Below are 24471 nucleotides of genomic sequence, written 5' to 3'. Positions count from 1 at the left end.
GGGCTGCGATGAGCGATGACGGTTCCATGGCGGCCGTGGCTGAGGCACCAGTGCCTTCGCCGCGTCCGTCATCGCGGTATGTCACTCTTGACGGTATGCGCGGGATTGCCGCGCTGGCCGTCGCCTTGTTCCATTTCGACTTCATCCGGGCGCCGCATGGCTATGTTGCGGTCGATTTCTTCTTTGCGCTCTCGGGGTTCGTTCTCTGGCAGGCCTATTATGCGCGCTGGAAAGAGCGGGGCTACGGCGTGGTGGCCTTCATGCGCCAGCGGGCGATCAGGCTCTATCCGCTGTTCCTGCTCGGCATCCTGCTGTGCACGGCAACGATGCTGGGGCAAATGGCCGGAGACGACTGGAGTCCGAAGACCGCGCACAAGATAGCCTACAGCCTCCCGGCCAACCTGCTGATGCTGCCGTCGCCGGTCACGCAGGCACTGTTCCCGATCAACCTGCCGGCCTGGACGCTGTTCTTCGAGCTTGTGGCGAGTTTCTTCATGGTCACGCTCCTGTTCCGGCTGCCATGGATCGGCCTTGTGGCCATTTGCCTGCTCAGTGCCTGGGTACTGGTGCCGGTGGTGATCGTGCGCCAGAGTGCGAATATCGGGGCGCTCTGGAAGGAATGGCCGGTGGCCCTGGCGCGCACCGGGTTTTCCTTCGCCCTTGGGGCCCTGGTTGCCCGTTTGCCCCAACCGGCCGTGCGGCCGCAGGGCTGGGTGGGCGCCCTGTGCCTGCTGGCGATCGCTTATCTTCTCGGCCTGTTCGTGGGCTTCGGGCTGGGCGTGAGCATTCCGGTGAAGACGCCGGCGATCGGCAAATACGACCTCATGTGCATTCTGCTGCTCTGGCCGATCCTGCTGGTGCTGGGGTCCCGTTTCGAAGTGCCGGCCCTGCTGGCACCGGTGTCGAAGTTTCTCGGGGATGTGTCCTTCGCGCTCTATGCCGTGCACTGGGCCCTGATCGACCCGTTCAAGTGGCTGAAAGACGATGTGGGCGTACCGGCCCTGCTGAGTGCGCTGCTCTATATTGGCACAGCACTCACCGTGTCGTGGTGCGCGGTAAAGTGGTTCGACGAGCCGGTGCGGCGCAAGCTTTCCGCCATTTTTCACGGGGGCCGCAAGTCGCCGATTTCCGCCCCGGCCGTATGATCGCACCGGTTCCTGCCGCAGTTGCGAAACACAGGTGCGGGCGATAACGTCGCTGCAAATTTTTGGAATTTTTCAGGAGGAGTATTATGCAACATTCGGACATGAAGGCGAAGATGGCCGCCGGCAACGGCTTCATCGCCGCGCTCGACCAGAGCGGTGGCTCTACCCCCAAGGCGCTCAAGGGCTATGGCATCGAAGAAGGCGCCTGGTCGACCGAAGAGGAGATGTTCGGCCTGATCCACGAAATGCGCTCGCGCATCATTTCCTCGCCGGTCTTCACTGGTGATAAGGTCATCGGCGCGATCCTGTTCGAGCGCACCATGGACGGTGAAGTGGGCGGCGTGCCGACCCCGGCGGCGCTGATCGCCAAGGGCATCGTTCCCTTCATCAAGATCGACAAGGGCCTGGAAGACGAAGTGAGCGGCGTGCAGCTGATGAAGCCGATGCCGACGCTCGATGCCCTGCTGGAGCGCTCGAAGGCGCTTGGCGTGTTCGGCACCAAGGAACGCTCGGTGATCAATTCGGCCAATGCCGAAGGCATCGCCGCCGTCGTCAAGCAGCAGTTCGAAGTGGGCAAGCAGGTGCTCGGCCACGGCATGATGCCGATGATCGAGCCCGAAGTGAACATCAAGAGCGAGACGCGCGCCGAGTGCGATACGATCCTGCTTGCCGAGATCCTCAAGAACCTCGACGAACTGCCCGAGGGCGAACAGGTCATGCTCAAGCTGTCACTGCCGGTCGTTCCGGGCACCTTCGATCCGCTCGTCGAGCATCCGAAGGTCCTGCGCGTGGTTGCCCTGTCGGGCGGTTACACGCGCAAGGAAGCCTGCGTCGAGCTGTCGAAGAACAAGGGCATCATCGCCAGCTTCAGCCGCGCGCTGCTCAATGACCTGCGCGCGCAGATGACCGAGGCCGAGTTCGACGCTTCGCTCGGCGAAGCGATCGACGACATCTTCAAGGGCTCGACCCAGAAGATCGAGGCGGCTGCGGCCGCCTGATCCGGAACGGAATTTTCCGAAAGCGTGGAAGGCGGTGCCCCTTGGGGGTGCCGCCTTTTCGTTTTTAACTTCGCTAAGTTTGGCCACTTCGGCGCCGTGGAAGTTTTGGAATTCTATAGAGTATTCAAGGTGATAATTCGCAACTCGAAGTCGAGTCGTGAATATGGCAAACCGACGATGAGAAAGAGCGGGGCGAGACGTCCCCGGCACGGAGTGTGACAGGCCGCGGCCCTGTAGGAAACCGGCGGTTGGATCCGGATGTTGCCCCCCCATATTGCACTGCGCGGTGCATCGTCCTAGATAGGCACCAGCATCAAGAGTTGGGGCGACGCCCAACGCCAACCTGCCGATCCGGGCAAGGTGGCACCTCGGCAAGAGGGATGTGGCCGATCCGGCAACCAAACGGACCCAGCCACTTCGCGTCGTTCCTGCACGAAGGAATGAACGCCAGTGCCGATTACGATCCCCGATGACTTGCCCGCCCGGCAGACCCTGGAAGCCGAGGGCCTTTCCGTCATGCGCGAGGCCGATGCCGTGCGGCAGGACATCAGGCCCCTGCGGATCGGCCTGCTCAACCTGATGCCGGACAAGATCAGCACCGAAACCCAGCTTGCCCGCCTGCTGGGCGCCACGCCGATCCAGATCGAGCTGACCCTGGTGCGGATCAGCGATCACGTCGCCCGCAATACTTCCGCCGATCACATGGCCGCGTTCTACCGGCCGTGGAGCGATGTCCGGACCGAGCGTTTCGACGGCTTCATCATCACCGGCGCGCCGGTCGAGCATCTGCCGTTCGAGGAGGTGCACTATTGGGACGAACTGCGCGAGATCCTCGACTGGACACAGACCCACGTCCACCGCACCCTGACGATCTGCTGGGCGGCACAGGCGGCGCTGCAATACTTTCACGGCGTGCCCAAGCTGGACTTGCCCGAAAAGGCATTCGGCGTGTTCCGGCACCGCAATCTGGTGCCGCATTCGCCCTATCTCAGGGGATTCTCCGACAGTTTCGGCGTCCCGGTTTCACGCTGGGCCGCAGCCTGTGCCCAGGCATTGGACACCGCGGAGGGCATTACGGTTCTGGCCGCCAGCGACGAGACCGGCGCCTGCCTGGTCGACGATCCCGCGCACGGTGCGCTGCACATGTTCAATCATCTGGAATACGATGCCGGCACGCTGGGAGACGAGTACCGGCGTGACGGTTGCCGCCAGCTCCCTCATGGCTATTTCCCGGATGATGATCCCGCGCGGGAGCCGGAAAACAGGTGGCGCAGCCATGCCCACCTGCTGTTCGCAAACTGGATCAACGAGATTTACCAGACGACGCCGTTTGAGGTGGCCAGAATCGGGCGGGGGTAGGTCCCCAGAATGATCGCCAGCTTTCGGCGCCAGATCAGCCGCACTGGGCGACTGCGCAATCGGTGTGAGCGTTCATTCAAAGTTGCATGAGAATGAACGTGTTTACTGTTTCTGAAGTGGGAACAACCTGTGATCATTCCGATTCTTCTTTTAATGCAAACTGCACCCGACCAAATCGAGAACCCTTATCCAGCGAACCCCGTCTGCGATGCCGTGGACACGGTCGGCATGATCGAGTGCAATAAACACGATCTTGCGGTCTGGGAGGCCCGTCTAAACGACGAATACCGAAAGGCTCTCGTTCGCGTTGGGCCAGTCAGCCGAGAAAAACTCAGGCAGGCGCAAAGAATGTGGCTTAAGTATCGCACGGCAAATTGCGAGGTATATGAAAGCCATGGCGGAACTATACACTTTCTCCTCGGGAGTGGGTGCATAATCCGAATGACAAAGGAACGGACCTTGGAGCTTCAGGGTTTTGATACTGGATTTGAATAAGTCGTGAGTTTGAGATCACCACGATCGCAGAACTGTTATTGAATCAATTGTTGAATCAATGTCGGCGTTTCCGGAAAAGCCGCCGGACTTTTCCATGCCGCCTAGAGACCACCCATGAATCGAAACCCGAAGCGATAAGCGCCGGGCTCGACGGCGCCGTTGTTCTCGTTGGTAAACTTGTCCGGCCGGACCTCGACGAGTTCGAGCGTGCCGTCCGCTACCCGGACCGGGGTGCCCGAAGTCATCTCCAGATCGTGATGTCGCACTCCCGTTTTGATCCGGACGCGCAGCCGCACCTGCCCGGCCCAGACGCAGCGGGCATTGGCCGGGCAGCGGCTGTCTTCCAGAACCTTGAGCGGCGTGACTTTTGGGCCGTCCACCGAAACGGTCTGGCCGAGCGCGGCATAGACAAGGGGAGCCGTGGCAGGCGGCGTATAGGGCTCGGGCCGAGGCGTGGGGATCGGCGTTGGAGCCGGGGCCGGGGCCGGCACCGGCGAGGGAGTATGTGCCGGCGGCCGGGGTGAGGGCGCCGGCGCAACACCGGGTTCGGGGGAGGGAATGATCGCACAGCCGGCAAGGCCGAGCGATGCGGCAAAGGCAAGCGGGGCACGCATCAACATACACCCATGAAACATCCGGCGGCTGAATGGTTCCGGAATGCCGGGAATGCTTGGCGTGGCGGCGGCGCGCGGCTAGAGCGCGGTCATGACCGATGATGACGACCAGCCCGAAATCGAACGCGAACCGACGCAGCTTTACCTGATCTCGCCGCTTGAGGTCGGCGGGGATTTCCCGCAGCGGCTTGCCCGCGCGCTCGATGCCGCGCCGGTCGCGGCATTCCAGTTCCGCGTGAAGGACATGGATCAGCATGAAGCGGCGCGTCTTGCGGAACCCTTGCAGGCAATTTGCGCCGAGCGCGATGTGGCATTCATCGTCAACGATTCGATCAGTCTCGCCAAGCGCATCGGCGCCGACGGGGTGCACCTCGGGCAGGATGACGGTACGGTGGAAGAAGCCCGCAAGGCGCTCGGCCGCGATGCGCAGATCGGCGTGACCTGCCATGACAGCCGCCACCTTGCCATGGAAGCGGGCGAGGCCGGGGCGGACTATGTGGCCTTCGGCGCCTTCTTCCCGACCACGACCAAGCAGGTGAAGCACACCGCGAGCCTCGATCTGCTGGAATGGTGGCAGTCGCTGTTCGAAATTCCCTGTGTGGCCATCGGCGGCATCACGCCCGAAAACTGCGGCCCGCTGGTGGAGGCAGGCGCGGACTTCCTCGCTGTCAGCGGGGCCGTGTGGAACGGGGACGAGGTTGCAGCCGTGAAGGCTTTCCACGAAGCCATGAATGCGGCCATGGCCTGAGGCGGGCCATGATCTGATCCGGAATGCGCGCGGGGCCGGGATGCTGAAGAAGTTCAAGTTCGCGGACCTGTTCACGCTCTACCGGATCGGTGCGGCGCCGGTGGCGGCAGCCATGGCGCTGGCAGGGCATCGCGATGCCTTCTTCATCCTTGTCATCGTCAGTCTCGCCAGCGATCTCGTCGATGGGCCGATTGCCCGGTGGTCCGGCCAGGAATCGGAAACCGGGGCGAAGCTCGACACGATCGCGGATGCCGCGACGCTGCTCGCCGCCATCCTCGGGCTTGCCCTCTTCGAGGGCCATGTCCTGCAGTCCGAGCTGCCCTGGCTCTGGCTGTTTCTGGCAAGCTATGGCGCGGCGGCGATCGCCTGCCTGGCAAAGTTCGGCGGGCTTCCCGCCTATCATCTCTATCTGTCGAAGCTGGGGGCGCTGGGTTCGGGTGCCTTCTTCGTCTGGCTCTACATGGCGGGCTATTCGCGCCCGTTCTTTCTCGCCCTGGTGGCCCTGGGCGTGGCGGCGAACAGAGCGAATCGCTGCTGGTGACGCTGCGCCTCAAGCGGTTTCGTTCGGATGTCGGCAGCCTGTTCCTGCTGCGCGGCAAGGACGGCAGGGCCTGAGTCTCTCCGGGTGGCGGTCTCCGGCGTCAGGCGGCAATAAGCCCCATGCCGATGCCGCGCACGGCGGCCGAGGTCCGGTCCGTCACGTTCAGCTTGTCGTAGATCCGGCGCAAGTAGGTGTCGACGGTCCCGGCCGAAATGCCGAGGATCTCCGCAATGACGCTGTTGCTCTTGCCCCGTGCAACCCAGTCCAGCACTTCTCTTTCGCGCATGGAAAGCGGCCTGTCTCCGACCTGGCCGCTCGACATGAATTCGCAGATCCGCAAATGGGCGGCCTGTGCGGCGAGATGCATTTCGCGCAGGGCATTCTCGTCGGTTCGCGCGCTTTCGGTCATCTTGCCGATGCCGACATAACCGTCATGCCCGTTGGGGCCGTAGCACGGGATCGTGTAGCCATCGCCAATCTCAAGATCGCGCATCATCTGCAGGAAGCCGCGTTCGTCGGGCGTCGCATCGACGGCGGCCCAGGCCTCGGTCCAGCGGACCGGAACGCCCAGCGCCATGGCTGTGCGCGGCACGACGTCGAGGCGCTGGAAATTGGCGGAAAGGTAGGCCTCGACCACCTCAGGGCTCAGGCCGTGGTGCAGCGGCTCCATCAGACCTTGCTGGCCATGGCCGAGTGTTCCGGGAGGCGAGGAGAAGTAGAAGCAGGCCGAAAAGCCATTGCCTTTGAAATAGATCAGCATGACCTTCAACAGGCCTTGCAAATCCTTGCTTCGTAGAATTTTTTCCATCACCACGGCCATCGTGGTGCCCTTCGCGCCGCATTGGAATAACCGCAGGCCGTAAAGATCGTCCAATTGCCGCAGGGCAACTGGACCAATTGGAAAACCTTACTCAGCAAGACTGGCACTGTGTCCCTCCTCCCCCGAGAAGGGCGACTATAACGCAAATATGCGTGGCAGGCACGGAAGAATAGATGCTGTTGCACTTTGGATATTTGGCGGAACGCCAGGGCGCCGGGCCGGACCGGATTTCTGCGGCAAAACACTGTCACGCGAGTACGGGACTCGTGCGAGAGGGCTTCGGTTTCTATTTCCGCCGATCTGCAATGCAACAGGCGCTTCCCTCCTCCCTCGGCGCCTGTCGGACATGCTGCTAGCCCTCGGGTCGCACCAGGAGCTGTGCTGCCTGACTCATGCCGCAGACCTGAAATCGACCTGTCAGTCCTTTCATCGGGGCTGGCAGGTCAATTTCTGTCAGCGCTCGTGTCTTTATGCCATCACCGCCACGCTGTCGCAGACAAGGCGGACCAGTTCCGCCTGCCCGCGTACGCCCAGCTTGGCGTAGAGCCGCTTGGAATAGTTGCGTGCGGTTTCCAGCGTCAGGCCCATGCGATCGGCGGCTTCGGCGATCGAAAGCCCCTCGTTGAGAGCCACTGCCAGTTCGGCCTCGCGCCTGGGGAGATCGAACAGGCGGGCGAGGCGGTCCACGCTTTCGGCGGTGCGGGCATTCGGCAGGCGGCACAGCACCAGCATCGCCCGGCGCGGCATGTCCGTGGCGGCCGAAAGCAGGGCTTCGAGGCGGGGATCTTCATAGAGCAGGAGAGGGCGGGGCGTTCCCGGCTCGCCCCCCGTGAAGTGTGCGGCGGCCGCCATCAATTCGCGCTCGGCCTGTACGCCCAGATCGCGCAGGCGCTCGCCGGTGCGCGGGTGGTAGCCCAGCGTTTCCTTCATCCAGGCATCAAGGCGCGGATCGATCGACAGCAGGCGCGCTTCGCGGTCCATGACCATCCATGCCGTTGCCGAGCGCGCCAGTCCCTGAACACTGACGGCTGCCTGGATGCGGCTGCGTTCCAGTTCGATGGCGGCGCGCAAGGCTTCCGTGACATAGGGTGCGAGGTTCGACAGCAGGGCGCTGTCCGTCGCCGTGCAGGGCTTGGCACGGGCCATGATCAGCCAGGCGCTCACATCGCCGATATCGGGGATGCGCACGATGCGCTCGTCGGCGATGCCCAGCTGCAGCATCCGCCGCTTGCGTTCGGCGCGATAGACCGGGTCGTGGTCGAAGAATTCGGAAACGGCATAGACCCGGCCCGGCCGCAGGCTGTCGTAGTGGAACCGGTCGAGCGCATGGGTGTCGAGCGGATCCGTGGTCTGGGCACGGGCGCGAAGATCGATTCCGGCGTGAAATTCGCTCACTTCGGCGTGCGGTCCTGCGCCTGCGCGCTGGATCAGGCCGATGTATTCGGCGCCGCTGCGCCGCCTGAGCCGGTCCAGAAACGTCGAAAAGCGCGCATCTTCGGACAGTCCGCTGAAGAGCGGAAGCAGAAGATCGGTTTCGTCGTGACTGGTCAGAGCCATGCCCTCCCATATGGGAGGTTTTTGCAAATGTCATCCCTGCAAAGAGATTCGCGACCTGAAAACGGAACTGGCCCAACAACGGGGCTGACCCAACAAAGGGAAGCGTAATGAAAACCCTGACGCACCTTGAGAGGCTGGAGGCGGAAAGCATCCACATCATCCGGGAAGTCGTCGCCGAGGCGGAAAAGCCGGTGATGCTCTATTCGGTGGGGAAGGACAGCGCCGTGATGCTGCACCTGGCCCGCAAGGCCTTCTATCCCTCGCCGCCGCCGTTTCCGCTGCTCCACGTCGATACCACGTGGAAGTTCAAGGCGATGTACGAGCTGCGCGACAAGATGGCGGAGCTCTCGGGTATGGACCTGCTCGTCTATCACAACCCCGAAGCGGCCGAGAAAGGCATCAATCCCTTCGACCACGGCTCGCTCCACACCGACATGTGGAAGACCGAAGGGCTGAAGCAGGCGCTCGACAAGTACGGTTTCGATGCGGCTTTCGGCGGTGCCCGCCGCGACGAGGAGAAGAGCCGCGCGAAAGAGCGCATCTTCTCGTTCCGCACGCAGTCGCACGGCTGGGACCCGAAGAACCAGCGCCCCGAACTGTGGAACCTCTACAACGCCAGGAAGGCCAAGGGTGAATCGATCCGCGTCTTCCCGATCTCGAACTGGACCGAGCTCGACATCTGGCAGTACATCCACCTCAACGACATCCCGATCGTGCCGCTCTACTTCGCCGAGGAACGCCCGACTGTGGAGCGTGACGGTATGCTGGTGATGGTCGATGACGACCGCTTTCCGCTGAGGCCCGGCGAAGAGCCGGTGATGCGCTCGGTGCGCTTCCGCACGCTCGGCTGCTACCCGCTGACGGGGGCGGTTGAAAGCACGGCCAAGACTCTCCCCGAGGTAATTCAGGAAACCCTGCTCACCACCACCTCCGAGCGGCAGGGCCGTGCCATCGACAAGGATGCCGGCGGCGCCGGCATGGAAGTCAAGAAGCAGCAGGGGTACTTCTGATGACCACCAAGACCGAAGAACCCGTCTACGTCGTCGACAGCCTGATCGCGGAGGACATCGACGCCTATCTCGAACAGCACGAGCACAAGACGATGCTGCGCTTCATTACCTGCGGCAGCGTCGATGACGGCAAGTCCACGCTGATCGGCCGCCTGCTCTACGATTCGAAGATGATCTTCGAGGATCAGCTCGACGCGCTGACTTCGGATTCGAAGAAAGTCGGCACGCAGGGTCAGGAAATCGACTTCGCACTGCTGGTCGACGGCCTCGCCGCCGAGCGCGAGCAGGGCATCACCATCGACGTGGCCTACCGCTTCTTCAACACCGAGAAGCGCAAGTTCATCGTCGCCGACTGTCCGGGCCACGAACAGTACACCCGCAACATGGTGACGGGCGCTTCGACCGCCGATCTTGCGGTGATCCTGATCGACGCGCGCAAGGGCGTGCTCGTCCAGACCCGCCGCCACAGCTACCTGTGCCACCTGCTCGGCGTGAAGAACATCGTGCTGGCCGTCAACAAGATGGACCTTGTCGATTACAAGCAGGAGGTCTTCGACAAGATCGTCGCTGACTATACCGCGTTCGCGCAGTCTATCGGGATCGAGAGTTTCACCGCGATGCCGATTTCCGGCTTCAAGGGCGACAACATCACCAAGCTGTCGGACAATACCCCTTGGTACAAGGGGCCCCAATATGCTGGACTGGCGCTGGTCGAGCACCTTGAAACCGTCGAAGTGCTCAGCTCGGTCGATGCTGAAAAGCCGTTCCGTATGCCGGTGCAATGGGTCAACCGTCCGAACCTCGATTTCCGGGGTTTCTCGGGCCTGATCGCGACCGGCGGCGTGAAGTCGGGCGACAAGATCCGTGTCCTGCCCTCGGGCAAGACCAGCACGGTCAGCAAGATCGTCACGTTCGACGGCGATCTCGACGAAGCGGTGGCCGGCCAGTCCGTGACCGTCTGCTTCGAGGACGAGATCGACTGTTCGCGCGGGTCGGTGATCTCGGTCGCGGACAATCCGCCGCAGACCGCGGACCAGTTCGAAGCCACCATTGTCTGGATGGCGGACGAAGCGATGGTTCCCGGCCGGGCCTACTGGCTCAAGCTGGGCACGCAGATGGTTTCGGCGACGGTCCAGGAGCCGAAGTACGAAGTCAACGTCAACACCATGGAACATCTGGCGGCGAAGACGCTGGAGCTGAATGCCATCGGTGTGGCCGAGGTGACGACCGACAAGCAGATCGTGTTCGAACCCTATGCCGAGAACCGTGCGCTGGGCGGGTTCATCCTGATCGACAAGATGACCAATGCCACGGTGGCCGCGGGCATGTTGCACTTCAGCCTGCGCCGTTCGCAGAACGTGCACTGGCAGGCGCTCGACATCGGCCGCCAGCAGCACGCGGCGCTCAAGAACCAGACCCCGGCAGTGCTGTGGTTCACCGGCCTGTCGGGCTCGGGCAAGTCGACGATCGCCAACCTTGTCGAGAAGAAGCTGCACCGGATGAACCGGCACACCTTCCTGCTCGACGGCGACAACGTGCGCCACGGCCTCAACAAGGATCTGGGCTTTACCGAGGCCGACCGCATCGAGAACATCCGCCGCGTCGGCGAAGTCTCGAAACTGATGGCCGATGCTGGGCTTATCGTCATCACCGCCTTCATCTCGCCGTTCCAGGCGGATCGCGAGATGGTGCGTTCGATGCTGCCCGAGGGCGAGTTCTTCGAGGTCTTCATCGATACCCCGCTGAAGGTGGCCGAGGCGCGCGACGTCAAGGGCCTCTACAAAAAGGCACGTTCGGGCGAGCTCAAGAATTTTACCGGCATCGACAGCCCCTATGAAGCGCCGCGCAATCCGGAAATCCGGATCGACACCACGCTGGTGTCGCCGGAGGAAGCTGCAAACCTGATTGTCGACACTCTGCTGGGAGACGCGTGATGAGCATGAATGACGGTGATCTTGCGGCCCATCTGGCCGATCAGGCGGGCAAGATCCTGCTGCAGGTGCGCGCTTCGGGCATGTTCGAGGGCAAGTCGCTCGGCAAGGCCGGGGACCAGACCGCGAACCAGTTCCTCGTCCACGCGCTGCGCCAGCAGCGCCCCGAGGACGGCCTTCTTTCCGAAGAAGAGAAGGACAACGCGGAACGTCTCGCCAAGGAGCGGGTATGGATCGTCGATCCGGTCGACGGCACCCGCGAATATGGCGAGGAACGCACGGACTGGGCGGTCCATGTCGGCATGGCCGTGAACGGTGCGCCGGTGCTGGGGGCTGTGGCCTTGCCGGGGCTCGGCGCCGTGTTGCGTTCGGATCAGCCGGGAGACATTCCGGCGGCTCCCGAAAAGCTGCGCATGGTCGTCAGCCGCACGCGCCCAGCCAAGGAAGCCACCGGCGTTTGCGAAGCGATCGGCGGCGAACTCGTCCCGATGGGCTCTGCGGGCGCCAAGGCCATGGCGATCCTGCGCGGCGAGGCGGACATCTACCTGCACTCGGGCGGCCAGTACGAATGGGACAGCATGGCGCCTGCCGCGGTCGCGCTGGGCTGGGGGCTCCATGCCTCGCGCATCGACGGCAGCCCGCTCGTGTACAACCAGCAGGACGTCTACATGCCCGACTTGCTGATCTGCCGTAAGGAGCACGCGGACATGGTGCTCGAAAAGGTGAAGGCCTTCCTCTGACGAAGGCTATGCCTGCGATTGCGGACGGCCGGCACAAGGGGGGGTATGGTGCCGGCCGCCCGTTCGTCTCCGGGCTCGTCCCAAGCCCCGGTTTCCCCTTGGGGGAGAAGAATAGAGTGACTTGTTTGCTCTATCGTGCGGCCATGGCTTGCGCGGGGGCATCATCGAGCAGCACGATAGAGCGGGACGCGGAGGCGAAATATTCGAGCATCGCGGAATAGCCGCGCGCGCTCAGCTTGACATAGACCCGGCGGGCATCGCCCGGATCGGCTTCCCGGGCCAGAAATCCGTTCCTTTCAAGGATCGTGATCCATCGCAGTGCCGTGGTGGAGGGGACGGCCGAGCCGATGCAGGCGCTGGTCACGGAAACCCGCCTACGTTCCTTTGTCGCGATGAACAGGTCCAGCAGGATGTCCCAGGCTGGTTCGCCGAACAGATCGCCCGACGAGAAGATCTTGGTGCGCCGGCGGCGGTCGTCGTAAGTCTGGCGGGCCAGTTCGACCCAGATCGGGTGATCCTGCTTGGCCGCGCTGCTCTTGTCCATTTCGTATTCGCCATCGGCAAACAGGTAGGAGGAGAGCGAGGGCTTCTCTCCGATTTCGAGTTCGCGGGCTACGGCGAGCAATTCGTTTGCAATGCCGATAAGGCGGATGGCTTTCGCTCTGTTACGCATCAACTGACCAGTACTGCTCATCGATGAGGATCACCAAGGCCGGGCTGCGCCTTTCGTCAACTTCCGAATGCACAGCAATTACTTCACGTTGATTGGCAGATCGATCGAAGCAAAATCGGATTGAATGGTCCGGTTTTGATTTCGACTTCTATTGATCGCCGATACGCATAAGTAGTGACATCAGTACTGCTCTGCGTCTTGGTAAGGTTAATCCGGATTGGAGAGACCTGGCAAGACTGCGAACTCTTCGCATCAGGCGCCTATGGGGCAATCGCGATATGGACGGTAAAGTCCGCTGGCCGCGGCTTTTGGGTCGGCGCGGGCAGGGCTTCAAGCTTTCCGTAGAAGTAGCGGCTTTGCCCACTTGCACATTTTGCATGGGAGGCGGGCGATTGCCGCGTTCTGGCCATCTCCCATGGCCATCGCGGAGAAGGGCTGCCGGATCGGAAAGTGCAGGCAACACCGGCAACATCCAGATTCGATCAAAATGGACGCCTGCGCCCGGATCGGTGCCGCGCAATTACAAAGTTGAAATCGATCTATTGGCAGTGGTCATTCCCCTCCTCCGAAGAGGAGGGGGGAGACTCTGGTGATTGCTGGAAAATTCAGCCGCCGAATTTCTCTTTCAGTTCGAACAGGGCGATCGCGGCCTTGGCAGCCTCGCCGCCCTTGTCCTTCTGGGCCGGATCGGCGCGGACCAGCGCTTGGGCTTCGTTCTCGACAGTCAGGATGCCGTTGCCGATGGCAACGCCGTCCATGGTCAGTGCCATGACCCCGCGGGCGCTTTCGCCCGCAACGATTTCGAAATGGTAGGTCTCGCCGCGAATGACGACACCAATGGCGACGTAACCGTCATATTCGCCGCTGGCATCGGCAAGCGAGATGGCGCCGGGAATTTCGAGCGCACCGGGCACGGTAATTACGTCCGCCTTGTGTCCGGCCGCCTTGAGTGCGGCCTTGGCGCCAGCCACCAGCATGTCGTTGAGGTGGTCGTAGAAACGGGCTTCGACGATAAGGAAGCGGGCCATCTCAGTTTTCTCCTTCAGCCGGGGCAGTCGTGATGGCGCGTTCGCCGACGATATTGAGGCCATAACCTTCCAGCGCCACAAGCGAATGGTGGGTTTGGGTAAGCAGGACCATGTTGTGAATGCCGAGTTCGGCGAGAATCTGCGCACCGACGCCGTAGTCGCGCAGTTCCTCCAGGTCCGGGGTCTCCCCGGCGCGAACTCGTTTTCGCACATCGATGGTGTGCGAGGCCAGGCGGCTCATCGGCCGGTTGATCAGCACGATCGCGCCCGATCCTTCCTCGGCGATGATTTCCATGGAGCGCTGCAGCAGGTCTGCCCGCTCGCCCTGTTCCTCGCCGAGAATGTCGGAGAAGATCGAAAGCGTGTGCATACGCACGAGCGTGGGCTTGTCGGGATCGATGCGGCCCTTGACCAGAGCCATGGTCTCGTCGCCGGTCGCCTTGTTGAAATAAGTGCGGGCGTTCCACTGGCCGCCGTAACGGCTGTGAAAGCTGAGTTCAGCCTTCATCTCCACCATCCGGTCATGCTTGCGGCGATAGGCGATGAGATCGCGGATCGTGCCGATCTTCAGGTCGTGCATCCGCGCGAAGCTGATCAGGTCGTCCATGCGCGCCATGGTCCCGTCGTCGCGCATGATCTCGCAGATCACGCCGGAGGGATTGAGGCCGGCAAGGCGCGAGATGTCGACGGCCGCTTCGGTGTGGCCGGCGCGCACGAGCACGCCGCCCTCGCGAGCGCGCAGTGGGAAGACGTGGCCGGGCGTGACGATATCGTCACGACTCTTGCTGCCATCGATGGCCACCGACACAGTGCGCGCGCGGTCCCCGGCGGAAATCCCGGTGGTCACGCCTTCGCGCGCTTCGATCGAGGTGGTGAAGGCGGTTTCGTGCCGCGTGCCGTTGTTCTGGCTCATCAGGTTGAGGCCAAGCTGGTCCACCCGTTCGCCGGTGAGCGTGAGGCAGATCAGGCCGCGGCCATGCGTCGCCATGAAGTTGATCGCGGCCGGAGTCGCCATCTGCGCGGGGATGACGAGATCGCCTTCGTTCTCGCGGTCCTCGTCGTCGACGAGGATGAACATGCGGCCGTTGCGGGCCTCGTCGATGATTTCCTCGATCGAGACGAGCACTTCGCGGTCGTCGTTCGAGAACAGCACGCGTTCGAGCTTGCCCAGCGTTTCCGCGGTCGGATTCCAGTCCGCTTCCGTGCAGTCGCGAAGGGTATTGGCGTGAAGGCCTGCCGCACGGGCGAGGCCGGCCTTGCTCATTCCGCCCTCGGAAACGAGCTGGCGGACCTTTTCAATCACATTGCTGGACATCGAGACATCCTCTCTCACATTTTGATGTGACGCCCGTACATCAAAATCACATTGAAAGACAATAGGCCTTTTGGAGTGCTCTGGACCGGTTTTTGAAATGCGGAAAGGGGTGGGGCTTGCTAGGGCGGCTGCCGGAACAGACAAGTAGAAAGTTTTCAGGCGACGGCATGGCAAGCGATCCTCGAAGCGGCAGCGGGCGCGGCGTGACTCCGCCGGTTCCCGCCCTCTACCGCGAGCCGGACCGGGCGGCGCGGATTGCGCTCGTCGCGGAGAGCTATGCCCGCTTGCTGGGACGGCCGCTGGCCGCAGAGAGCGCCGATGTGGTCGCCGCACTCTGGGCGTCGCCGCTCGCGATCCTTGCGCACGGAACCGAGGCGGACCCGATCTTCTTCTTCGGCAATGCCGCGGCGCTGGCTGCGTTCGAAACCGACGTGGACGCCTTTACCCATATGCCTTCGCGACTCTCGGCAGAAGCGCCCCTGCGCGAGGAGCGGCAGGCCCTGCTGGACCGGGTCACGGCCAACGGCTTCATCGACGACTACGCGGGCATCCGCATCAGCGCCAAGGGGAAGCGGTTCCGAATCGGCCCGGCGGTGGTGTGGAACCTCATGGATGCCGAAGGCCGCCGTCATGGGCAGGCGGCCTGCTTCGCACCGTGACGGCGTATCGATGAGTGCGGCGACGAACAGGCCGGATACGCGCGTGGTCGGCGCGGTCATGGCGCAAGTGGAGGCGGCGCTTGCGCAGTCCGGGCGGCGCCCGGCCGTGATCGGTCTGTGCGGCGCGCAGGGTTCGGGCAAGACGACGCTGGCACGGGCCGTTCTGGACACTTGCGTGGAGGCGGGCTTGCGCGCTGCGGTGCTCTCGATCGACGATCTCTACTTCACTCATGCCGAGCGGCAGGCGCTGGCGCGGGACGTCCATCCCCTGCTGGCGACGCGCGGGGTGCCCGGCACGCACGATGTCGCGCTGGGCCTGTCGCTGTTTGCCCGGCTGGACAATGGCGAGTCCGTCGCCTTGCCCCGCTTCGACAAGGCGCGCGACGACCGCGCACCCGAATGCGATTGGCCGCGCGCGCCGCGGGGCTGTGAAGTCCTGCTGTTCGAAGGCTGGTGCGTGGGCGCCCGTCCGCAGGCCCCCGAAGACCTGCTCGCCCCCGTCAATGCGCTGGAAGCGCGTGAGGATGCCGACGCGCTGTGGCGCACGTATGTGAACGCGGCGCTGTCAGAGTCGTACCAGAGGCTGTTTGCGCGGCTGGACCGGCTGATCCTGCTGGCCGCACCCGGTTTCGAAGTAGTGCATGGCTGGCGGCTGGAACAGGAACGCGAGCTTGCGGCCGAGGCGGGGAACGGCGGCGCCGTGATGGATGAAGCGGCCATCGCGCGCTTCATTGCCCACTATGAGCGCCTGACCCGCCATATCCTGCATGAAATGCCCGGCCGGGCCGATCTGGTGGTGAGCCTCGATGCCGCGCGGCGCCCGGTGGCGATCCGGGAACGCGGCTGAGTTCAGCTCCCGTGCTCAGCTTCCGTCCGCCTGCCTGCGGGCCAGGGCGGCGCGGCGGTGCTTGCGGTCCTCCAGCTGTTCGAGCGAGGGGATGGCATCTTCGATCATATCGGCCAGTACGGCGCCGCGTTCGCCCGGCGGACGCGGCGGGCCGACAGTCGTGTCACATTGAACCTGCCGCTCGATTTCCGCATTCACCAGAGCACCCAGCAGCACCCCGTAGGCCGAGAGGTACAGCCACATCAGGAACACCACCACGGCCGACAGCGATCCGTACGTCGCGTTGTAGTCGCTGATGTAAGCGACATAGAGCGAGAAGCCGAACGAGATGGCGATCCACAGCAGCGTGGCTACCAGCGAGCCCGGCGTCAGCCAGCGCCACTTGGCCGGGCGGCGGTCCGGGCCATAGCGCATGATCAGGGCAAACCCGGCGCTGCCAAGGCAGATCGCGACGCTCCAGGTGAGCGCCTTGAACAGCATTTGCGCCGACGAGCCGAGATAGAGGCTCGTCCGGGTCTGCAGCCAGGCGAAGACGCCGCCGGATACGACCCCGGTCAGGGCGATCAAAACGGCCGCCAGAGTCAGCGCGGCCTGGCGCAGTGACAAGGCGATCGTTCCGCGCGTTTCGTGCTCGTCATTGATGATGTTGAGCGCGCTGATCATGCCGCTGGCCGCGCGCATTCCGCCGAAGATCGCGAAGAACAGGGCAATCGCCAGGGCGAGCCCCGTCACGCCCGAACTGGTGGAGACGATCTGGATCAACTGCGCTTCGAGCACATGGGCGGCATCGGGCGGCAGGACCTGCGCGAGTTTTTCCATCTGCCTGCCCACGGTTTGCTCATCGCCCACGAGCCCGTAGATCATCACGGTCGCCGCGATGAGTGGCGTAAGTGCCAGAAAAGTGTAGAAGGCTAGGCCCGCCGACAGCAGACCCAGTTCGTGAAACCCCGTCATCACCCAGACACGTTTGAGTACTCTGCGCCAGGCCGGCCAAGGCATCGTCCATGGCGATGCCGCCATGGCGCCCGGGGGCTGTTCGCAAGCCGGGATGTCCCGTTTCGGCATGAGGCCGAGTCTGCACGGGAACTTTCGCAGTTGCAATGCGATAGCGATGTTCAGGAGAGATCGTGCATTCGGGTCTTGCAATGGAGTGATTCGCAGCGTTTCCCATGCCCTGGTTAATCGATCAGCCGGCCCTTGTTGGCCTTCGTTACCGTCGGGGCGCCGGGCTGCTTGCTCTTTCGGCTGGCCTTGCCGCCTCGGCCGCGCCGTCGCTGGCGCAGGATACGGCGCCGAAGACCGAACAGGCTTCGGCCGGTGAGGATTCTGGTGCTCAGGATTCTGGCGCTCAAGATTCGACTGGTCAGGCTTCCGCACCGGCGCAGGACGCGGCCGGGGAAGGGGCGCTGGAAGCCGGGCAAGTCGCCGTGCCTGCGCCGCCGGCGGATGTGGCGCTGCCCAAGGTCGAACCGGTCATCTCCGACAAGGAATTCAATTCCTCGGTTCCTTCGCTCGATGCGACGGATGATCCGGAATTGGACAAGCCGCTGGAATCGATCGAGGCGTTCGAGCGCAGGCTGGCCGCGCAGCAATCGGATGCCAAGCCGGATGCAGAGCAGGCCGCGTCGTCAGGCGATACGGCGCTGTCCGGCGGGGATACGGCCGGGGAAATCGGCGATGCCCCGGTAAACGACACCGAGCTTGCCGCACCGCTACCGTCGCTCGATACTTTCGAGGTTACGCCGGTCCAGTTCGCCGAAGACGAATCCGCTGATGAGAAAGAGGTGGAAGTTGCCTACTCGATCGATCTCCAGGGGCTGGATGAGGCCGACAAGCAGACGGATGTAAGCCTCAAGGGCGAATTCAATTCATTTTCCGCGCTGAAAAAGGGCGATGGAAAAGCCGCCAACACGGCCATGGTGCGGGCGCGGCTGAACGAAGACAGCCAGTTGCTCCAGACGATCCTGGCCTCCGAAGGGTGGTATTCGCCGGTCGTCCGCACCCGGCTTACCCCGTCACGGGACAAGACGCGCAAGGGGCTTGTCGCTCTCCTCTCGGTCAATCCCGGCAAGCGCTATGTCTTTTCGGATATCGTGATCAAGGCGGACCCGACCGAGCCGCCCGGCCTGATTGCAGACAATCTTCCCCTGAAGGCCGGCGCGCCGATCATTGCCGACCGGGTGCAGGGCGCCGAGGCGCGGGTTGCCGTGGCCCTGCCCGAAAACGGTTATCCTTTCGCCGAAGTCGGAGATCGCGACATCCTACTCGACCGGGATACGGGAGAGGGCGTCTATACCCTGCCGGTTACGGTGGGGCCGCGCGGCCGTTTCGACAGTTTCAGGACCGATGGCGATCTGGCTTTCAACGCCGATCACATCCGCGTGCTGTCCCGGTTCAAGCACGGCGAGATCTACGACAGCCGCAAGGTTGATGATCTGCGCAAGGCGCTGGTGGCCACCAACCTGTTCCGCGCTGTCTCGGTCGAGCCCGAGCGCAGTGGGGAAACGCAGAGCGACGGCACCGAATACGTCACGCTCCACGTCCATCAGGAAGCTGGTCCCCCGCGCACGATTGCCGGTTCGCTGGGCTATGCCGCGGGAGAGGGGCTTACCACGCAGGGGACCTGGACCCATCGCAACCTGTTCCCGCCCGAAGGTGCGCTGATCGCCAGTGCCACGGCGGGCACCCAGAAGCAGGGAGCAGGTGTCACGTTCCGGCGCTCCAACGCCGGCAAGCGCGACCGGACATTCGAACTGACGGCGGAGGCCTTTCACAACAGCTACGACGCTTACAGTGCCTATACCGGCCGCCTGGCCGCGCATATCAGCCGCGATTCCACGCCGCTCTGGCAGAAGCGCCATACTTACGCTTATGGCGTGGAACTGCTGGCGACGGCCGAAACCGACTACGATGCGGAGAGCGGAGACCGCAAGCGCCACACGTATTACGTCGCGGGGCTCAACGGGCAGCTCGGCTTCGATACCACCGACAACCTGCTCAATCCCGCGAAGGGCTTTCGCCTGACGGCGCTGGTCCAGCCCGAAACGACCATAGACGGGGGATTCAATCCTTATGTCCGGGCCCGCCTGGACGCTTCGACCTATTATTCGGTCAGCGACAACCTGATCCTGGCGGGCCGGATCCGGCTGGGCACGATCCAGGGAACCGGGCTGTTCGACATCGCCCCTTCGCGCAGGCTCTATGCGGGCGGCGGCGGGTCGGTGCGCGGCTATGCCTATCAGGCTCTTGGTGAACAGGCGCCGGATGGCAAGCCGGTGGGCGGGCGCAGCCTCAACGAAGGCTCGATCGAGGCGCGCTACCGTTTCGGTAATTATGGCGTGGTGGCCTTCGTCGATGCCGGGCAAGCCTATCGCGAAACGATGCCGCAATTGTCCGACTTGCGTTACGGCGTGGGTCTCGGCGGCCGCTTCTACACCAATTTCGGCCCGATCCGTCTCGACGTGGCGACACCGGTCAATCGCCGCTCCGGTGAATCGCTGATCAATGTCTATGTTTCGATCGGGCAGGCATTCTGATGGCGGGGGAAGACGGTATCCCGGACGTGATCGCGGCAGATGCTGCTGCCGATGACAGCGCAACCGCGCGGCCGACGCTGTGGCAACGCGCCAAGGTGCGTGCGCTCAAGACGCTGGCGCTGGCCGTGCTCGGGCTTGCCGCGCTCGTCCTCGCGGTCATTTTCGGGATCGATACCGGCCCCGGCCACCGCTTCGTCGCGAACCAGATCGCCGGGCTCAAGTTCGAGAATGGTATGCGCATCTCCGTCGGGCGGATCGATGGATCGCTCTACGGCAGGATGACGCTGCACGACCTTTCGGTGCGCGATACCAAGGGCGAATTCCTCTTTTCGCCCGCGATCGAGGTCGACTGGCGGCCATTCGCCTATCTCGACAACCATGTGGATGTCCGCAGTGCCATTGCCCGGCGTATGATCCTGCGGCGGGTGCCGGTGTTCAAGAAGACGCCGCCAAGCGACGAGCCGCTCCTGCCGGATATCGACATCGACGTCGGCACCTTGCGCATCGACCGCTTCATTGCCGAACCCCCGGTATCCGGCGAACGCCGCATCGTGACGATCGACGGCAGCGCCCATATCGCCGATGGCCGTGCGCAAGTGAAGGCAAAGGGCGGCACGATCGCGATCGAAGGGAAGGAAGGCGGCGATGCCTTCACATTCGATCTCGATGCGGTTCCCGCGAAGAATCGGCTGGCCATCGACCTCGACATGGATGCTCCGACCGGTGGGCTCATCGCCTCGCTGGGCGGTCTGACCCAGCCCCTGAAGCTCAAAGTCAGCGGCAAGGGTGACTGGGCCGCCTGGAACGGGGCGCTGAATGCCGATCTGGGCAAGGGGGAACTGGCCCGCCTCTCGCTGACTGCCCGCAACGGCACTTTCGCGATCCAGGGGCCGGTGCGGCTGGCCCGGCTGTTCAGCGGACAGGCTGCCAGCCTTCTGGGCCCGGTGACACGCTTCGACGTTTCGGCTGCGTTCGACCAGCGCCGCGCCCGGCTTTCGGGCATGATTGCCAGCGATACCTTCAATCTCACGCCGACCGGTACGGTCGATCTGGCCGAGAACCGGTTCGACAAACTCCAGCTCGCGTTCGAACTGCTCAAGCCTGCTGCTCTTGCCCCGAACCTGAGCGGGGCGGGACTGCGCGCGCTGGCGACGCTCGACGGTGCCTTCGCCACCCCGGCCGTGGCCTATCAGCTCAATGCCCGGCGCCTGGTCATGAGCGATATCGGGCTGGAAGACCTCGCTGCGAGCGGTGCGGCCAAAGTCGATGCGGACCACATCACCATCCCCGTTGCCGCGAAAGTGCAGCGCGTGACCGGGCTTGATACCGCGACGGGCGGGACTCTTCCCAATGTCACTCTGAACGGGGATCTGGCGATCCAGGGTACGCGCATCCTGTCCGACAACATGCGGTTGCGGTCGGACCGGATCGACGCCGGTCTGATCCTCGTGGCCGATGTGAGCAAGGGCCTCTACACCGGCGCCATCGACGGCCGGATCGACAACTACCGCCTTGCCAGCGTCGGTATCTTCAACATCACCACCAACATGGACCTCAAGAGCGAGGCCCGGGGCTTTGCCCTGCAGGGAACCGTGAAGGCGCAATCGACGAAGCTGCTGAACGACAACCTGCAGACTTATCTCGGCGGCAACTTCGCCGCGTCGAGCGATGTCCGTTACGGCTCCGACGGGGCGGTGCGGTTCTCGAACCTGCGCCTGACCGCGCCCGATCTGCGGATCACCGGCGGAAATGGCCTGTGGGCACCGGATGGCCGCATTGCCCTCAACGCGGATGGCACTTCGCAGCGCTATGGCGCGATCGGCGTCAAGGTGGCGGGAACGATCCGCAATCCCGACGCGCATGTGACGGCGGAGCATCCGGGGTTGGGCATCGGCCTTGCCAACCTCGATGCCCGCGTCACGGGAGCGGAGGGGGGCTATCGGCTCGCCCTGACCAGCGACACCGACTACGGACCGCTGAAGGCCGATGTCACGCTGGGCACCGGGAAGGCGGCAACGCTTGCGATCAACGAGGCCAACTTGTCCGGCGTCAGCTTCGCCGGCCACCTCGTCCAGACACCTTCCGGTCCTTTCGCCGGGGAACTCACGGCCAAGGGCAACGGGGTGGGCGGCGCGCTCAAACTCGGTGCCCAGGACAAATATCAGGCCGTCGATTTCAACTTGCGCGCGAACAATGCCGTGTTCGACGGGCCTGCCAAGCTGGCGATCGGGTCTGCCATCATTGATGGCCGGGCGGTCCTCTATGACCAGCCCCTGATCGTGGCCGATGTGCAGCTTTCCGGCGCGCAACTGGGCGATTTCGATCTGGCCGCCGGGCGCGTGCTGGTCGATTACCGTGACGGGCGCGGCAAGGCCAAGGCGCTGATCGAGGGCGTGAGCGGCGTGCCGTTCCGCCTCGGCATCAATGCCGACCTGACGCCCGACCTCTGGCGCGTGGCGATGCGCGGGCGGATGCGCGGCCAGACGATCAGGACCGCGAGCCCGGCGCGCATCGTTCCCAGGGCGGACGGCTATGAGCTGCTGCCCACCGCGATCTCCATCGGCGGCGGCACGGTGCGGGTTGCGGGCACTTACGGCTCCGGCATGAAGCTGCAGAGCCGGCTCGAAGGCATCGACATGGCGCTCGTGAATGCCTTTTGGCCGGGATACGGGATCGGCGGCAAGGCGAGCGGCAGTCTGGATTTCGAACAGACGGGGCCGTCCGCTTTCCCGCGTGCCGATGCGCGGCTGACCGTGAGCGATTTCACCCGCACCAGCGCCAGCACTGTCAGCCAGCCCGTCGATGTCAATTTCGTCGGCAAGCTGCTGCCCGACGGCGGCGAGGCGCGGGCCGTGATCCGGCGGCGCGGTTCGGTGATCGGACGTCTTGTCGCGACCCTGCGTCCCTTGCCGCAGGGCGAAGAGCCGTGGACCACCCGGCTGATGCAGGCCCCGCTTGGCGGCGGCATCCGCTACAATGGCCCGGCCGACACGCTCTTCTCGTTTGCAGGGCAGGGCGGGCAGACTTTTTCCGGTTCGGTAGGCCTCGCTGCGGACTTCTCGTGCCGGCTGTCCGATCCGTGCCTGAAGGGCGTGTTGCAGGGCAAGGACATCACTTACGAGAACCTTGCCTACGGCACCCGGCTTACCGGGATGAACCTGTCCGGCAAGTTCACGGGCGATTCGCTGGAACTGACGTCGCTTACGGCCAAGGCAGGCAGCGGCTCCCTCAGTGCCAGCGGCACGGTCAGCCTGGCCGCCGCGGCAGGCTATCCGATGGATTTCTCGGTAACGCTCGACAATGCCCGTCTGGCGCGCAGCAATGCGCTTGCCGCAACGGCGACGGGAACGCTGCATCTGACCAAGGCTGCCGGTGAGCGGGCCCTCCTGAGCGGAGACCTGAAACTGCCCGAGACGCGCTATCAGATCGTGCGCGAAGGGGCCGCGCAAGTGCCCCGCCTTGCCGGCGTGCGCTTCAAGCCGAGCAGGGGCGTCACGCGCGTTACCGGCGATGAGGATGCACCGGCCTTTACCAGCGTTCTTGCGCTCCTCCGTCTCGATCTGAACCTCAGGGCACCGGAAAAGCTCTATGTTTCCGGGATGGGGCTGGAATCGGAATGGAGCGCGAAGTTCCACCTCGGCGGGACCAGCGCTGCGCCAGAGATGACCGGGCAAGTGAACAGCATTCGCGGCACGCTGGGCTTCGCTGGGCATTCGTTCAAGATCGAGGAAGGGCTGATCACCTTCACGGGCGGCAAGACCATCGATCCGACCGTGGCGATCACCGCCTCCGACACGATCGAGGACGTGGATGTCAGCGTGGTCGTTTCGGGGCAGGCGATGAACCCGAAGATCAGTTTCAGTTCCTCGCCTTCGCTGCCCGACGACGAAGTGCTTTCGCGCATCCTGTTCGGTAGCTCGGTGGCCAATCTTTCTGCGCTCCAGGCGGTGCAGCTCGCCAGTTCGCTGAATGCGCTGCGCGGGACGGGGGGCGGCCTCAATCCGCTGGGCAAGCTGCGCTCGGCCGCCGGGATCGACCGGTTGCGCATCCTCGGCGCGGACGAGGCGACGGGACGCGGCACCGCGGTTGCGGCAGGGCATTACCTGACCGATGATATCTACGTCGAGCTGATCACCGATGCTCGCGGTTTCACGGCGACCCAGCTTGAAGTGAGCGTGACCAAATGGCTTTCCGTCCTCAGCCAGGCCGGGGGATCGGGCGCCAACAGCGTCAACGTCCAGATCAAGAAGAACTACTGATGATACCGCTGCGCCCGATCGTACTCGCGCTGACGCTGGCCATGGCTCTCACCGCCTGCGGCAAGCGTCAGCCGGACTTCGACGAACGCTACGACGCGGCGGGGGCTGGAATCGGAATGGAGCGCGAAGTTCCACCTCGGCGGGACCAGCGCTGCGCCAGAGATGACCGGGCAAGTGAACAGCATTCGCGGCACGC

At 63.8% G+C, this 24471-nt stretch carries 21 protein-coding genes and 1 riboswitch; of the genes, 13 read left to right on the top strand and 8 right to left on the bottom strand.

The window, feature by feature from the left end; all coding sequences use genetic code 11:
- Positions 1 to 8 precede the first annotated feature (8 nt).
- From NN5_RS16650 to NN5_RS27325, 4 genes are all read left to right on the top strand, one after another.
- Positions 9 to 1145, top strand: a complete 1137-nt coding sequence (locus tag NN5_RS16650) for an acyltransferase family protein (RefSeq protein WP_245656565.1) — start codon at positions 9 to 11, stop codon at positions 1143 to 1145.
- Positions 1146 to 1231: 86 nt separating this feature from the next.
- Entirely contained in the window at positions 1232 to 2143 is a 912-nt protein-coding gene (locus NN5_RS16645; protein ID WP_067735766.1) for a fructose bisphosphate aldolase, read from the top strand.
- 305 nt (positions 2144 to 2448) lie between these two features.
- A riboswitch (SAM-I-IV-variant riboswitch) is annotated at positions 2449 to 2555 on the top strand.
- Positions 2556 to 2593: 38 nt separating this feature from the next.
- Positions 2594 to 3502 carry a homoserine O-succinyltransferase gene (locus tag NN5_RS16640; RefSeq protein ID WP_067735763.1) on the top strand — a complete coding sequence of 303 codons (909 nt, stop codon included), beginning with the start codon at positions 2594 to 2596 and terminating at the stop codon, positions 3500 to 3502.
- Positions 3503 to 3655: 153 nt separating this feature from the next.
- Positions 3656 to 3997, top strand: coding sequence for a lysozyme inhibitor LprI family protein (locus tag NN5_RS27325; RefSeq protein WP_373280343.1), 342 nt, complete (start codon positions 3656 to 3658; stop codon positions 3995 to 3997).
- 101 nt (positions 3998 to 4098) lie between these two features.
- Here the strand turns inward: NN5_RS27325 and NN5_RS16630 are convergent, their stop codons facing one another.
- Positions 4099 to 4617 (bottom strand): hypothetical protein, encoded by a 519-nt coding sequence (locus NN5_RS16630; RefSeq protein WP_067735757.1) that lies wholly within the window; start codon positions 4615 to 4617, stop codon positions 4099 to 4101.
- A gap of 85 nt (positions 4618 to 4702) precedes the next feature.
- Between NN5_RS16630 and thiE the strand changes: the two genes are divergently transcribed.
- Both thiE and NN5_RS16620 read left to right on the top strand, forming a co-directional pair.
- On the top strand, positions 4703 to 5359 hold the full coding sequence (thiE, locus tag NN5_RS16625) for a thiamine phosphate synthase (RefSeq protein WP_067735754.1): 657 nt from the start codon (positions 4703 to 4705) through the stop codon (positions 5357 to 5359).
- Positions 5343 to 5900, top strand: a complete 558-nt coding sequence (locus tag NN5_RS16620; protein ID WP_067735751.1) for a CDP-alcohol phosphatidyltransferase family protein — start codon at positions 5343 to 5345, stop codon at positions 5898 to 5900. The genes thiE and NN5_RS16620 overlap by 17 nt, the downstream gene beginning before the upstream one ends.
- Positions 5901 to 6000: 100 nt before the next feature.
- Here the strand turns inward: NN5_RS16620 and NN5_RS16615 are convergent, their stop codons facing one another.
- Positions 6001 to 6660 carry a helix-turn-helix transcriptional regulator gene (locus NN5_RS16615; RefSeq protein WP_169801005.1) on the bottom strand — a complete coding sequence of 220 codons (660 nt, stop codon included), beginning with the start codon at positions 6658 to 6660 and terminating at the stop codon, positions 6001 to 6003.
- 528 nt (positions 6661 to 7188) lie between these two features.
- Positions 7189 to 8277: a helix-turn-helix transcriptional regulator gene (locus tag NN5_RS16610; RefSeq protein ID WP_067735745.1), complete on the bottom strand. Its 1089-nt coding sequence runs from the start codon at positions 8275 to 8277 to the stop codon at positions 7189 to 7191.
- Positions 8278 to 8384: 107 nt separating this feature from the next.
- Between NN5_RS16610 and cysD the strand changes: the two genes are divergently transcribed.
- The 3 genes from cysD to NN5_RS16595 are packed head-to-tail and all read left to right on the top strand — an operon-like array spanning position 8385 to position 11958.
- The gene (gene cysD / locus NN5_RS16605) at positions 8385 to 9287 is read left to right on the top strand and encodes a sulfate adenylyltransferase subunit CysD (RefSeq protein WP_067735742.1); all 903 of its coding nucleotides are present in this window, start codon (positions 8385 to 8387) and stop codon (positions 9285 to 9287) included.
- Positions 9287 to 11221, top strand: coding sequence for a sulfate adenylyltransferase subunit CysN (gene cysN / locus NN5_RS16600; protein WP_067735739.1), 1935 nt, complete (start codon positions 9287 to 9289; stop codon positions 11219 to 11221). The genes cysD and cysN overlap by 1 nt, the downstream gene beginning before the upstream one ends.
- Positions 11221 to 11958 carry a 3'(2'),5'-bisphosphate nucleotidase CysQ gene (locus NN5_RS16595; RefSeq protein WP_067735736.1) on the top strand — a complete coding sequence of 246 codons (738 nt, stop codon included), beginning with the start codon at positions 11221 to 11223 and terminating at the stop codon, positions 11956 to 11958. Before cysN ends, NN5_RS16595 begins: the two co-directional genes overlap by 1 nt.
- Before the next feature lie 130 nt (positions 11959 to 12088).
- Here NN5_RS16595 and NN5_RS16590 read toward each other — a convergent pair whose 3' ends face one another.
- The 3 genes from NN5_RS16590 to ribB all read right to left on the bottom strand — a co-directional run bounded on the left by NN5_RS16590 (position 12089) and on the right by ribB (position 14974).
- Positions 12089 to 12652: a helix-turn-helix domain-containing protein gene (locus NN5_RS16590; protein WP_067735733.1), complete on the bottom strand. Its 564-nt coding sequence runs from the start codon at positions 12650 to 12652 to the stop codon at positions 12089 to 12091.
- 584 nt (positions 12653 to 13236) lie between these two features.
- Positions 13237 to 13659 (bottom strand): 6,7-dimethyl-8-ribityllumazine synthase, encoded by a 423-nt coding sequence (ribH, locus tag NN5_RS16585; RefSeq protein WP_067735730.1) that lies wholly within the window; start codon positions 13657 to 13659, stop codon positions 13237 to 13239.
- 1 nt (position 13660) lies between these two features.
- Complete coding sequence (ribB, locus tag NN5_RS16580; protein WP_067735727.1) at positions 13661 to 14974, bottom strand: 3,4-dihydroxy-2-butanone-4-phosphate synthase; 1314 nt, start codon at positions 14972 to 14974, stop codon at positions 13661 to 13663.
- A gap of 167 nt (positions 14975 to 15141) precedes the next feature.
- Between ribB and NN5_RS16575 the strand changes: the two genes are divergently transcribed.
- Together NN5_RS16575 and NN5_RS16570 are read left to right on the top strand one after the other, a co-directional pair.
- A complete protein-coding gene (locus NN5_RS16575) occupies positions 15142 to 15633 on the top strand; it encodes an MEKHLA domain-containing protein (protein ID WP_067735724.1) in 492 nt (163 codons plus the stop codon).
- A 58-nt stretch (positions 15634 to 15691) separates the two neighbouring features.
- Positions 15692 to 16480 (top strand): kinase, encoded by a 789-nt coding sequence (locus NN5_RS16570; protein WP_067735796.1) that lies wholly within the window; start codon positions 15692 to 15694, stop codon positions 16478 to 16480.
- Between the two features lie 15 nt (positions 16481 to 16495).
- Here the strand turns inward: NN5_RS16570 and NN5_RS16565 are convergent, their stop codons facing one another.
- A complete protein-coding gene (locus NN5_RS16565; protein ID WP_067735721.1) occupies positions 16496 to 17545 on the bottom strand; it encodes a YihY/virulence factor BrkB family protein in 1050 nt (349 codons plus the stop codon).
- A gap of 104 nt (positions 17546 to 17649) precedes the next feature.
- Between NN5_RS16565 and NN5_RS16560 the strand changes: the two genes are divergently transcribed.
- Together NN5_RS16560 and NN5_RS16555 are read left to right on the top strand one after the other, a co-directional pair.
- Positions 17650 to 20016 (top strand): autotransporter assembly complex protein TamA, encoded by a 2367-nt coding sequence (locus tag NN5_RS16560; protein WP_084385001.1) that lies wholly within the window; start codon positions 17650 to 17652, stop codon positions 20014 to 20016.
- Positions 20016 to 24275, top strand: a complete 4260-nt coding sequence (locus tag NN5_RS16555; RefSeq protein WP_084385000.1) for a translocation/assembly module TamB domain-containing protein — start codon at positions 20016 to 20018, stop codon at positions 24273 to 24275. Before NN5_RS16560 ends, NN5_RS16555 begins: the two co-directional genes overlap by 1 nt.
- Here NN5_RS16555 and NN5_RS26625 read toward each other — a convergent pair.
- On the bottom strand, positions 24269 to 24471 hold a 203-nt coding region (locus tag NN5_RS26625), incomplete at its 5' end, for a hypothetical protein (protein WP_217998674.1). The two genes, NN5_RS16555 and NN5_RS26625, sit on opposite strands and share 7 nt — an antisense overlap.

It is taken from the genome of Novosphingobium naphthalenivorans NBRC 102051 (genome assembly GCF_001590985.1).
GTDB classification, from domain to species: domain Bacteria; phylum Pseudomonadota; class Alphaproteobacteria; order Sphingomonadales; family Sphingomonadaceae; genus Novosphingobium; species Novosphingobium naphthalenivorans.
Note: the sequence above shows the minus strand (reverse complement) of the source record. Positions and strands in the feature narration are given on the sequence as shown.

Bases quoted from the DNA above. Each gene is read 5' to 3' on its own strand.
- NN5_RS27325 (WP_373280343.1), top strand. From the start codon at position 3,656: ATGCAAACTGCACCCGACCAAATCGAGAACCCTTATCCAGCGAACCCC.
- NN5_RS16570 (WP_067735796.1), top strand. From the start codon at position 15,692: ATGGCGCAAGTGGAGGCGGCGCTTGCGCAGTCCGGGCGGCGCCCGGCC.
- thiE (WP_067735754.1), top strand. From the start codon at position 4,703: ATGACCGATGATGACGACCAGCCCGAAATCGAACGCGAACCGACGCAG.
- ribB (WP_067735727.1), bottom strand. From the start codon at position 14,974: ATGTCCAGCAATGTGATTGAAAAGGTCCGCCAGCTCGTTTCCGAGGGC.
- cysD (WP_067735742.1), top strand. From the start codon at position 8,385: ATGAAAACCCTGACGCACCTTGAGAGGCTGGAGGCGGAAAGCATCCAC.
- ribH (WP_067735730.1), bottom strand. From the start codon at position 13,659: ATGGCCCGCTTCCTTATCGTCGAAGCCCGTTTCTACGACCACCTCAAC.
- NN5_RS16630 (WP_067735757.1), bottom strand. From the start codon at position 4,617: ATGTTGATGCGTGCCCCGCTTGCCTTTGCCGCATCGCTCGGCCTTGCC.
- NN5_RS16595 (WP_067735736.1), top strand. From the start codon at position 11,221: ATGAGCATGAATGACGGTGATCTTGCGGCCCATCTGGCCGATCAGGCG.
- NN5_RS16575 (WP_067735724.1), top strand. From the start codon at position 15,142: ATGGCAAGCGATCCTCGAAGCGGCAGCGGGCGCGGCGTGACTCCGCCG.
- NN5_RS16555 (WP_084385000.1), top strand. From the start codon at position 20,016: ATGGCGGGGGAAGACGGTATCCCGGACGTGATCGCGGCAGATGCTGCT.
- NN5_RS16645 (WP_067735766.1), top strand. From the start codon at position 1,232: ATGCAACATTCGGACATGAAGGCGAAGATGGCCGCCGGCAACGGCTTC.
- NN5_RS16610 (WP_067735745.1), bottom strand. From the start codon at position 8,277: ATGGCTCTGACCAGTCACGACGAAACCGATCTTCTGCTTCCGCTCTTC.
- NN5_RS16650 (WP_245656565.1), top strand. From the start codon at position 9: ATGAGCGATGACGGTTCCATGGCGGCCGTGGCTGAGGCACCAGTGCCT.
- NN5_RS16615 (WP_169801005.1), bottom strand. From the start codon at position 6,660: ATGCTGATCTATTTCAAAGGCAATGGCTTTTCGGCCTGCTTCTACTTC.
- NN5_RS16620 (WP_067735751.1), top strand. From the start codon at position 5,343: ATGCGGCCATGGCCTGAGGCGGGCCATGATCTGATCCGGAATGCGCGC.
- NN5_RS16590 (WP_067735733.1), bottom strand. From the start codon at position 12,652: ATGAGCAGTACTGGTCAGTTGATGCGTAACAGAGCGAAAGCCATCCGC.
- cysN (WP_067735739.1), top strand. From the start codon at position 9,287: ATGACCACCAAGACCGAAGAACCCGTCTACGTCGTCGACAGCCTGATC.
- NN5_RS16565 (WP_067735721.1), bottom strand. From the start codon at position 17,545: ATGCCGAAACGGGACATCCCGGCTTGCGAACAGCCCCCGGGCGCCATG.
- NN5_RS16560 (WP_084385001.1), top strand. From the start codon at position 17,650: ATGCCCTGGTTAATCGATCAGCCGGCCCTTGTTGGCCTTCGTTACCGT.